The following is a 12,485-nucleotide window of genomic DNA, read 5'->3' as shown; positions in this document are numbered from 1 at the left end:
AAAATGAGGGCTGAGAATACAGTTGATAAAGTGAAATTAATCTCGGAATTAAAAGATATTCATAGTGAATTATTTCAAGTATATAAAAAACTATTTGATTTTAAATATAAGCATGATGAAGCGTTTAAGTTATTTATAGATAATGAATATAAAGAAAATGGCGTAGTAAGCAAAGAAAAAAAAGTGTGGAATGATAATTTTTGTCATAGAGCATCTTATACTTTATTAAACAAGATATTATTTGTAAGAATATGTGAAGATAAAGGCTTTATGCGAAACGCTGAGGATTATATAGCAGGAGAAGTAAAAGATCCCCATATAGGAGAAAAGTTATCTAAAGTAGGACTTCAAAAGTGGGGTGCATTAGTTACTAATTATACATTAGGTGAACTAATTAAATTTGCTTTTGATGATATGAAGCAATCCTATAGTAATATAGTTCTATATAAACAAGATAAGTATGAAATACTTAATCCCAAAGATGAAGAATTTAATTTAAAGTATATAGAGGGAGATAAGGATACTAAGGAGTTAGTTTTAGAATTTGAAAAGGTATTAAATGATATTATAGAAAAACTAGATACTAACAACTTTAATTTTAAGTACACAGATGGAAATATTTTGGGTGATGTTTATGAAAAATTTATGGACAGGGAGACCCGTAAGGCAATAGGGCAATTTTATACTCCAGGATTTGTAATAGAATATATATTAAAAAATACAGTAGCAGAAGCAGATGTAGTAGAAAATCCATTTGTAACTGTTGCAGATATATCTTGTGGTTCTGGACACTTTTTAATAATGGCTTATGATATTTTAAGAGAAAAGTTCTTAGGTAACCTTGATATATTAAAAGAAAAATATGCTGATAAAATTTATACAATAAAGAAATATGGAAAAGAGATACAACTAACAGGAAACGAATATTGGGTGAAAGAACATGTTCACTACCATATATTAAAGCATTGCATATATGGTGCAGATATAGATAGTTTTGCTGTGCAATTAACCACTATAAACTTACTTCTTAAGGATTTAGATAACTTTACTGATGAATTAAACATTATTGAATGTGATAGTTTGATTAAATGGGAAGAGGATTATGATTGGAAAGGATTAAAAGAACAATTAGAAGAAGAATTTGAAGTCATAGGTACTACTCAATCTAATTTATTTGGAGAAGAAGAAAAAATTGAAATCAAGCAAAGAAAAGAAAATTATAAATTAAAGTATAGAGATTTATCAGGAACTGGACGATTAGACGTAATCAGTAGAGAAAAAGCGCAAGAAATATTGGATTTATGTGAATTTTGGGAGAATAGATTTGACTATGTGGTAGGAAATCCGCCATATGGATCTGAAGTTAAAAGTTCTATATTAAAAGATTATTATATGAGAAATTACAGTGATGTTCATATGAGAACAATTGACGTATATAATTATTTTAACTCAAGGGCAACAAAAAAAATAATCAAACAACTGGGGTATATAATTCCAAGTACATTATTAACTCAATATGAATATACACAATGTAGAAAATATATGATGGATAATTATAATATTAAAAGAATTATAAACTTGGGGGAAAATGTTTTTGATGATAACTCATACCCTACTATTATTATTATTTTAAGTAGATATAATGATAATGAAAAAATTAAAATATTAGATATAAGTAATAGTTTAAATAATGAAGAAAAAGAAAAAATGATAAATGATATTAAGTTATATAAAGAAATGAATCAAAAAAATTATGAACATGTAGATAATTATAAGTTTTTAATTATTGATGAAAAATTTATAAATTTAATGGTTAAGATTAAGTCAAAACATAAAAAACTTATAGATTTTTGTGATAATGTTTCAGTTGGAATAGCAAGTGGAAATGATAAGGCTTTTGTCATTAAAAGTAATGAATTTGATAAGGTAGATAATATATTGTTAAAAAAATTACTAGTTGGTGGTGATATAAATAGATATTATATAAATTATTCAGATAAATATATTTTGTATATAAATCGAGAAACTGATATGGATAACTTAAATAATACTATAGAGCATCTTTCAACATTTAAAGAACAGTTAAGTTCTAGGAGAGAAGCCAAAAAAGGAATTATGAGATGGTATGAATTACATTGGCCAAGAAATTCAGAATTGTTTGAGTCAAAAAAAGTAATATGTAGGCAGACAGGAGATGAATTAATTGCTACTGTAGATAAGGATAAATATTATACGTTAAATAGTATAATAGATATTGTATTAAAGAAAAGTGTTGATATAACAGAAGAATATATATGTGCAATTTTAAATTCAAAATTAATGAATGTATATTATCAATTGCTTGTACAAGAAAATGGGAAATTGTTTGCAGAAGTTAAGCCAGTAGTAGTTAAAGAATTACCTATACCGTATATTGATAAATTTCAAATTGAAAATATAAATGAACTAGTTTTAAAAATAATGGATCTTAATTTACAAAATAAAGAAAAATATAATCAATTTCTTGTAGAAAAAGATATATTAAATAATTACATTAAAAATACTGATATGATAGAAAAAAATAACTGCAAAATTATTGAATTAGATCAAAAATTAAATAATGAAATATATAAATTATTTGGGATGGATGAAGAGGCAATTGAATTAATTGAAGAATACTATAATAAAAGATACAATATCAAGCCATTAACAAATCAAGTGTTAGAAATTGATTTTTTGAAAAATGAACATGTAAAAAATAATTTGAGTTTAATGGAAGTTTCTAAGAAGTTTGGGGTTAAATTAGATAAAATTATCGAAATGAGGAATTCACATATTAAAAATAAGTATTATGAAGTATTAGATTTATACAGTTTAGCAAATCTTTATAAATCTATTGACACGTTTTTTATAGAAATAATAAGTAAGTTCTTAGCAAATAACAATAAAAAATACATGAGGATAGCAGAATTTATAAAATTATTAGATGAAAAAATTTCTAATTATTATGAGTATATTGATGTTTTAAGAAATAGAACTAGTGCAATTAGAAAAACACAAGACATAATAAAAGATTCTCTTAGTAAAGAGACATATACTTGGAATGCATACAGAAAAGATAAGGCCAAAGATAAAGTTAGTAAAACTTTTGTAAAATATTATGATAACAACTATTATGGGTTATCAGAATGGTCTGATGAAATACACAAGCAATACTTTATGGATGCTATAGATGAATACACAGTAAATAATCCTAATGAAAAGAAAGCCAAAGATATATTAAAGTTATTTTTAGATTTAGATATAGAAGATAAAGAAGACTATATAGATGTTATTGAAGGCAAGATAAAAAGGGCCTTTAATTAAGGGGTGAAAAAGTGAATATAGAATCATTACCAGAAAGAATACCAATAGAAGAAACTATAAGAGCAATTGAATATGTAAAATATGAAAGAAACATAGAAAAACTTAAATCCTATGTAGATGATATTATGCCTTTTGGAGAAAAGACAACGGTTAAATATAGAAATAAATTTATCCAAAGATTTATAGAGGTAACAGGGGAAGAGATTATATATTCCCCTTTACTTCGATTTATTAATGAGATAGATAACTTCCAAACTAAAAAAGATATTATTTATTTTATAGTATGTTCAACATCTAGTGCTGTTGGGGAGATAGTAAAGGCTTTTAATGATAAAAAGATACCTGAAATTGTTGATTCGGAAGAGTTATTGGAGGCATTTACTAAAAGTATGAAAGATGCTAAAGAAAGCTCTATTAAGAAAACATATAGTGTTTCAACTACTATATTAACTGATTTTAATATTTTAAGCAGCAAGAAAGATGAAGATACAAAAAATAAGAAGTATATTCTTAATACAAATTTAAGACCTAATAATGAGGCTATACTTTTTAATTTGTATTATGAGTTTATAAAGATAAAAGGAAATAAAATGCCTGAAGAAGAAGCAGTATTAGATTGTGATACATTTAAGTACTTTTTAATGAGCAATTTAATGAAAAAGAGATATCTTAAATGGATTATGGATAAAGGTTATATTGAACATTATGTTATGGGTGGAAATTCAAAATATCAGTTTGCTTATGATACACTAGATCTTTTGGTGGAGAAGGTGATAAGTAATGATTAAAGCGATAGAAAATGCATTGAAAAGTATGGGGCAGAGGAAAGTTTTATTTATTATAGGAGATCATTTAATCGGAAAGACAAAACTGATAAAGGAATTTTTAAAAAATAATTATGGAGAAGAAAATATTCATAAACATTACATAGACGTTGGAATTTATATAAAGGATAGGGTAAATAAAGGATACCTAGATACCTATGAAATTTACCCAGAGGAATTTAAGGCTGATGCAGAAGTTTTTTTCAAAGAACTTGTAGATGAAAAATATAACGATTCTAATATTATTGTATTTGATCACATGGAGTTTTTACTATCAGAAAAATATACAGGATGGATTAGGATATTAGATAAAAAGGCCATGGAAGAAAATACAGCAATAGTAATTGTTCCAAGTGAGTATAAAGATAGTTTACCGCTGAGAGCATATAAGTATATAGAAATGTAATGGAGGGTAAATGGCAATGAAGATAAGAGAGGTTGTTGAAGTACCGCGTATAGATAAGATAGTTAGACTTACAGATAATATGTCTGACAAGGCAGACGCTGAAAAATTAAGAGGATTATTAAAAGGCTATGTAATTACAGAAAGTGTTGAAAAAAATCTTTCTAACTTCTTTTATAAGGTAACAAGTTTTAAAGACAAAGGACATGGTTTTTTAATCTCCGGTCTTCCGGGTTGTGGTAAATCTCATTTTATGTCTGTATTGGGGCTTTTGGCTAAAAACAGTGAAGCCTTTGATATTATGGGTGGGAAAAGTGAATCAATTGATAAATCAAAGAAGTTTTTTCAAGATAAAAAGATATTTGTAGTACCTCTTATGGCAGAAGAAGGTGGTCCAGAAATATCTTTAGAAGAGATGTTTTTTGATGCAGCAGAAAATATAACTGGTTTTCCTTTTAGTGATGCTAGTTTTTATATAAAACAATTTGAAGAAGCAATAGTGGCTAATAGTAACTATGAACAGAAAGTAAATAATTTCGTTCAAGAAGATTCAAAAGGAAAATTTTTAACTTGGGCTGATTTTAGAGCAAAAATAAAAAGTGAAGAAGGAATAACTAGATTAATAAAATCTTTTGTAGATAAATATGAAATAACTTTCTTTAAACCTAATAGGGGCAGAAAAGAGAGACTAGATAATTTATATAAATGGCTTGCTGAAGAAAATTATGATGCAGTACTTGTCTTAGTTGATGAACTTTCTGAGTATTTAAATGATAGAGGTGGACGAGCAAGAACTGATGCATTGTTTTTAAAAACATTTTTAGAAAATGCTCAGCAAGAACGAAATGGCAAAGTTATACCTGCATGGATAGTAGGAGCCTTTTTATCTTCATTAAATGATATTAAAGTACCAGAAGTATACGATTTAATGAAAGATAGATTTCCAAGTGAAAATCAATTTACTTTAAAAGTTGATGATGTAGAAGATATTATAGATCAAAGACTTATAATAAAAAAGAAACCTGAAAAAATTGAAGAAGCGTATATTACATTAAAAAAGAAATATAATGCTTTTGATAAAGTAGAAAAGGATACTTTTATGAAGATATATCCTCTTCATCCTGAAAGTTTAGATATATTATCTAAGTCTGTTCGTTTCTTATCAAGACAAAGATCTATAGTGGATTTTGTTTTAAGTGAAGTAAAAGGAAATGTAGACGAACAAGGAGATAGCAAGGGCATTTTAGATGAGGATTTTCTAAACCTTGTAACTCCTGATAGAATATTAAACCATTTCCAAGAAAGAATAAGAGAACTTAGTGATAAGAGAGAATACTTTGAAAGTATATACGCTTATTATATGGGACCAGAAGGCTTAGGAAACGGTAAAATCAAAGAGTTGTTTAAAGAAAATCAATCTGATAAAGAGACAGCGTGTAAACTTATAGATGTTATGACACTTCTAAAAATATTAGACTTAGAAAAGGAATATACTGTAAGAGATTTAACTTATATGATTCAATATCCTAAGATGGAAGGAGATTTTGCAGAAGAAAAGGTAAATAAAATTCTTTTCAAAATGTATGATAAAGGTAGATTTATAGAGTTTGAAGAGGATGAAAATAGTGTTGGAGCAAATATATACTTTATAAATAAAGATGTAAGTCTTGCAACGAAGATTATACAAGATATGAAGAAGAAACTTGCTTTAGTTGAAGGGGAAAGTATAGTATCTATTGTTGATGAAATAGTAACTACACTATCGCAAGAACCGTTAAGTATAAACGGGTATTATAATGAACCATCCAGTATAAGAGTGAATTGGAATAATATAAGTCGTGAAGGTGTTGTTTTATTTAATAATTTAACCAAGACGGGAACAAAGGAAGGCTTATCTAAGTCACTTACTAATCTAAAAGACTCTGAAAATGACTTTTATATGTATATTGGCACATTTTTAAATACAGAAAAACAGAAAGAATACATAGAAAAGGCTTTAAAGGAAGTTAGTAGTGCAGGTAGTAACCAGACATTCTCATTGTGGGGAAATCATGAAGATGATTCCTCAAAAGAGATAGAAAAGAGAATGATTAAATCAATAATATATTGGTTACCTTCTAATGAATTAGAAAGAGAAGAAGGTAAGGAAAAACTTTATAGACTAAAAGAATATTTTGCTTATACAGAACTATACAAGGAATATGAAAAAAATTATCAAGAAACAAATTCAAATGAAAATAGAGAATTATTAGGAAAAGTTGAAGAAAAAATATTAAATTTACAAGATGAAGTATTTGAAATACTTAAAGGGCTTTATTTAAATGGTAGTTTTTATAATATTGATGGAGATATTGATATAGATATATCTGCTTATGGAAAAGATTCTTTTACTAAAATTATGAATACAGTAGTAGGCACTGTTTTAAGTAAAGTTTATAAAGATAATAAATTTATTTCTCCAGATGAAAATATAGGTCTTACAGATAAAGTTACAAATAAATTTATGAACAACTACATCACAGGAACTCAAACAGATCTATCAGGCATTGATTTGAGTATAGCAAAAAATATAGTGAAGAAATTTGGAGAAACACAAATTAAGTTCGATTCATTTAAATTTAATATTGATGCTAAAAATAATAATTTAGTTAAACTAATTATTGATGAAGTTAATGGAAAAGGAGAAGTTATATATAAGAATATATATAATAAAGTAAGAAAATCTACTTTTGGTCCAGATAAAAACATTACAGATATACTACTTGCAATGATGATTAAAAAGGGATTTTTATTACCTATAAAGAACGATATGCCTGTAAGTATTGCTAATGTAAAAGCGCCGCTTAATTCTTCGGTTACTAAATTCAAAATGGGAGAATTTGTGGAAGAAAAATATCATGAAGGTCTAATAAGAATAACAAAATTATTCTTTAATAAAAAATTTGAAAAACAGGATCTTTCTTTCCAAGAAGAATTATGGGAAGAACTGATTCAATTTAAAAAGGCAAAATTGAATCAAATAAGTGATATTAAGAATAAACTAAATGAATTTAAGGAACCTCTTAAATTAGAAGATAACAAGTTATCTAAGACATATGAAACAATTAATTTTATGAAAACTTTAGTTGAAGATATAGCAGAAGACAATGGTTCAAAGGACGGATTAGAGTATTTTATAGAAAAAAACAATGCAGAAATATCCGAAGGACTATTAGAGAAATACTATGAAAATTTAAATAAAATTTATGAATGGATAGAATCACCAATACCTGTAGAGATTCGTAAAGTGAATATTACTATTAAGGGGTATAGAGAATTTATTCCAGAAAAGGAAGAATACAAGGAACTTTTAAACCAATATAACTCTATAAAAGAACTTTTAAATAATGGAGATGAATTTATATTTAGTGGTTATGTAAGTGAACTTAATAAGAAATTTACCGTATTTAAAAATGATTATATATCATTATATGTAGAAGAACATAATAGAGAAAATGGAAAACCTGAATTTGATAAATTAAGAAATGTTCTTGAAGAAGATAATTTTAAATTCTTAAAATTACTGAATGAAATTGAAAGAATTAATATGGACTATGACTATATGAACATAAAAAATGATATAGATAGTCAATTAAGGCTTCAGTGTAACCTATCTTCTATTAAGTTCTTAAATGAAAATGAAAGTGCGTGTAAGTGCTCTTTTAAACTAGGGCAGAAGAAATTTATAGATGATAAGGAAGAATATCTAGAAGCAATAACAAATGCAGTTTTAGGATATATAGATCAATTAAATCTACAGGTAAATAAAGAAAAAGTGTTTAAGTACATTGGAGATTTAAAAGAAATTGGGGAAAAGAAAGACATTATCCAATTGGTTGAAAAAATGTACGAAATACCTTTAGATGAAAATAGATTAGATAATTATAAAAAGTATTTAACTGTGAACCCAGAAATTATTCTTTTCATAGATAAGGCTTTAAAGGTGAATATAAATATTGTTCAAAGAGATATAAATAAGTTAGTAGAGATATTTAACGATAAAACCTATTCCAAAGAAGAAATGATTGAGAAGTTTACAGCGCTGATCGAAGGAAATGATACATTAAATAGAAACAATTATATTAAGTTTACTAACTTAAGAAATGATAACTAGGTGATAGTATGAATGGGATATATAAGGATTGTTTAAAGAGATATCTTGAGGAGATTACTGACTTAGAAAGCAATATACTTTTTTTACATGATAGTACGGGGGTAATGGATGGTATTGGGGATATAGATTTATATCTATATCCTCATAAAGTAATATCAGTTAATGAGAATGTTTTATTCAGGGCTAAATATGAAGATATAAAGCATAAAAAAGACGAAAAATATATATTGGTTTTAAAGAATAAGGGATTGGAAAATAAATTATTAGACTTTATAAAGCGTTCAGAGACAGCAAGAATTATTGAAATAGATACTAAATCAATACTGGATTCAATAGAAGATGATGTAAATTGGAATGAAGAGATAAATAATTTTAATAGTGAAGACATTAAGAAGAGGTTTAGGGAATTATTATACTATAGAAAGTTATTTAGAAAAAGTAATATAGAAAAAAATGAGGTTGATAAAGTAGTATTATCTGCATTTATTGATTTAGATGCTACTAAAATAAAAAATGATGTAGATTGTTATTTATATTATAAAAACCTTAGTGAAATTTATTCCAATTTACAGGGTTTCAAGTATGAATGCGATATAAAGGAACTTATATATAAAGTTTTTAATGAAAATGGTTCTTTAATTGCTAATATAATAAAAAATGACATGTTTCCTGAGTTTGAAAACTTATTGTGGATATGCACTGCACTTTATGAATTTAATAAATTGACCAATGAAAATGTAGAAAAAGTTTTAGGCCAAGATTTAGATAAGTTATCAAATTTTAAGGAACATTTAATGGAACTTGTAGAATTTGCTAAAGTAATAAGTAAAAAAGATAAGATACTATACATTCAAAAGAAAGATGCAGCCGAAAAACTTATTTATAAATCAGGTATAAACATCTATGAAAGTGAAAAAGATTATAGAGCTATTATAAGGGAAGGTAATGGAACTTATATAAGTGTAATTGAAAGTATTAAAACTCTGCTTAAAGGATTTAATTTAGAAGGATTTAAAAAGATATTTAAATATGATTTTAACGATTTAACGGAACTTAAAGTACTCATAGACGAAAATAATAATTACTCAACAGAAAACATTAATAATACAAAGAATTTATTTAATTTAATCATAAATGTTTTTAAAGATATTGATTATATTGAAAAACAAATAAAATATGTAATTAATAGTTATTCAGATTGGGAGAACCTATATAAAAATTATCTTTATGATTTACAGTACAGATTTAGTAAAATAGTGTACTTAGATAGTCAAAATCTTATAGAATCTAATAGATATGAAAACATAGATAAAAGAATAAGTAGGATATTAAATGAATATAGAAAAAGATTTGCTGAATTTATCGAGAAGAACTATGAATCGTGGGAGAATACGGAGTATGGAGTATCTAGGCCTATTTTAAATAGTGATATTGAAAGTTTATTAAATCTTGAAGACAACAAAACTTTTATAATCATATTTGATGGTATGAGATATGACGCGTGGGAACATATTGTTAGACCTTATTTTGAAACAGCCTTAAGTGAAAGAAATACTAAGTATAAAAGTTCTTATGCATTGTTGCCAAGTATTACATCTATATCAAGAGAGGTAATATATAGTAATATTATTAAAGATTATAAGAATGATGTTAATTATATTACAAAGTCTGAAAGTGTGAAGAATGAGAAACTGCTAAAAGAAAGTATTCTTCAAGATAAAAAGATTAATGTTTTTGTATTTAATATGTTTGATAGAGATGGTCATAAGGCCACAGAAGATTTTTATATTTTCTATGAGAAACAAAGACAGGTTTTTGAAAAGAGCATAAGTGAACTTATAAAGTTGATACCAAATGATGCAAACATAGTAATTGCTTCGGATCATGGCTTAATGAGAATAGATGAAAATATTAATATGAAAGATGCGCAATATGTTAAAACAGTTAAGTCAAGATACTTAATAGTAGATGATACCATTAAAAAAGAGGATTGTATAAATATAAAAGATTATCTATTGCCTTATGATAATAAGGGCTACTTCTTAGGTGGTGGAGAGAAAGATTTTTATAGTCACGGAGGAGCAAGTATTGAAGAAATATTACTTCCCTTTGTGATATCTGAAACTAAACTTTCTCAAAGAAATAATGTAAATACACAAAAAATATCTTCTGTAATATTAGCACAAGAAAATTTAGTGCTAGATGATAATGTTCAATTAAAGTTAAGTTTTAAGCCAAATGAAAAAGAAAAGATAATATTAGTTTCGTTGTACAATTTAAAAAATCAAAATGTAAGTAACAGGGACATTGAAAAGATACTTAAAAATAAGATTGGAAAATCTGGTCTTGTAGATGGAATTATCAGAAGGCTTATACAGAAGTTAAAAAAAGATGGACTAGATATTATAGAAACTTCATCTGCAGGAGACTTGATCATTTATAAATTGAATGACAAAGGATTAAGGGGAGAGATATAATTGAGTGATACATTAAGAGAAATTATAGATTCATTGAGAAATGGAACGGTACCAGCAGAGGGTACTGAAAATATTGCAGTTGGAATTGCTGATGAGTTAGTAGAAATTGAAAATCGATTAGAGAGTATAAAAAACAATAAATCTTCATTCAAGTTTATTATAGGCGATTATGGCTCCGGAAAGACTTTTTTTAGTACCGCAGTTAGGGAGATGTCGTATGATAAAAATTTTGTTGTATCTTCTGTTGTAATTTCACAGGAAGCGCCTCTTCACAAGTTTGAAGAATTGTATCGTAAAATAATGGATGGTATGAGAACATCAGAAAATAAAAAGATACCTGCTTTTACATTAATACTTGAAGAATGGCTTTTAAATATTGAAGATAAAGTTATTGAAATTGAAGGATTAGACCCCGAAGCAGATAGAGAGAAGTTTGAAGTAGAAATGAGTAACCGAATTAACGAAGAGTTATTGATAGTTGGTTCAATTGCTGCTTCATTTGCAAATGCTATAAGAGGTTTTTATAATGCTAAATATGAAGGTGATACAGTACTTTCACAAGGGGCTATTGCATGGCTTAAAGGTGAAAGTGTAAGACCAGAACTTAAAAAGAAATTGGGAGTTACAGGATCGGTGACAAGGGAAAACTCTTTTGAATTCTTTAGAGCATTGTTACATATGATTAAATCTGCTGGGTATGAAGGTTTAACTGTTATTTTAGATGAAGTTGAAACTGTTCAGAAATTATTGAGAAAAGATATGAGAAGTGATGCATATGAAAATTTAAGGTTTTTTATAGATGAATCAGATAAGAATTCATTCCCCAACTGTTTCTTTTTGTATACTGGAACTACTGATTTAATGGAAAGTGAAAAAGGTTTTAAATCTCTTGAACCTTTATATCAGAGAGTTAAAGTAGATAGAGATAAAAAATTTAAGAACCTTAGGCAGCCTGTTATGTTTTTAGATGGATTTAATAAAGAAAAATTATTTGAGGTTGCTTGTAAGATAAGAAGTATACATGGAGAAGTTTATTCTTGGATTCCTAATGATAAGGTAACAGATAGTTTTATAGAAAGACTTGTGAATGATATGACTTCAGGTTTTGGTGGAGAAATTAATATAGGACCAAGAGGTTTTTTAAGGACTTTTGTAGATATTTTAGATAAATCTCAAATGTATGATAATTATAGACCACAGGAACAATTTGTGTTCAATGAAGAAATAATAACTATGGTTGAAACTATTGAAAATGAAACTGCACATATAGTGAATTTTTAGGT

Annotated in this window: 6 protein-coding genes; all 6 read left to right on the top strand. The window is 26.6% G+C overall.

Going from position 1 to position 12,485, the window contains the following annotated elements; all coding sequences use genetic code 11:
• Positions 1-3: 3 nt before the first annotated feature.
• Genes BUA82_RS13575 through brxD form a run of 6 tightly spaced genes read left to right on the top strand, consistent with a single transcriptional unit; the run spans position 4 to position 12,483 of the window.
• Positions 4-3,345, top strand: a complete 3,342-nt coding sequence (locus BUA82_RS13575) for an N-6 DNA methylase family protein (protein ID WP_073009262.1) — start codon at positions 4-6, stop codon at positions 3,343-3,345.
• Between the two features lie 11 nt (positions 3,346-3,356).
• On the top strand, positions 3,357-4,133 hold the full coding sequence (locus tag BUA82_RS13570; RefSeq protein ID WP_073009259.1) for a hypothetical protein: 777 nt from the start codon (positions 3,357-3,359) through the stop codon (positions 4,131-4,133).
• Positions 4,126-4,575: a P-loop NTPase family protein gene (locus BUA82_RS13565; RefSeq protein WP_073009256.1), complete on the top strand. Its 450-nt coding sequence runs from the start codon at positions 4,126-4,128 to the stop codon at positions 4,573-4,575. Before BUA82_RS13570 ends, BUA82_RS13565 begins: the two co-directional genes overlap by 8 nt.
• 16 nt (positions 4,576-4,591) lie before the next feature.
• Positions 4,592-8,725, top strand: coding sequence for a hypothetical protein (locus BUA82_RS13560; RefSeq protein WP_143148632.1), 4,134 nt, complete (start codon positions 4,592-4,594; stop codon positions 8,723-8,725).
• An 8-nt stretch (positions 8,726-8,733) separates the two neighbouring features.
• Positions 8,734-11,202, top strand: a complete 2,469-nt coding sequence (locus BUA82_RS13555; RefSeq protein ID WP_073009250.1) for a PglZ domain-containing protein — start codon at positions 8,734-8,736, stop codon at positions 11,200-11,202.
• A complete protein-coding gene (gene brxD / locus BUA82_RS13550) occupies positions 11,203-12,483 on the top strand; it encodes a BREX system ATP-binding protein BrxD (protein ID WP_073009247.1) in 1,281 nt (426 codons plus the stop codon).
• Positions 12,484-12,485: the final 2 nt, after the last annotated feature.

Source organism: Clostridium amylolyticum (assembly GCF_900142075.1).
In the GTDB taxonomy this organism is placed as follows: Bacteria; Bacillota; Clostridia; order Clostridiales; family Clostridiaceae; genus Clostridium_AA; species Clostridium_AA amylolyticum.
The sequence above is the reverse complement of the archived record's forward strand: the minus strand, read 5'-3'. Positions and strand labels throughout refer to the sequence as shown.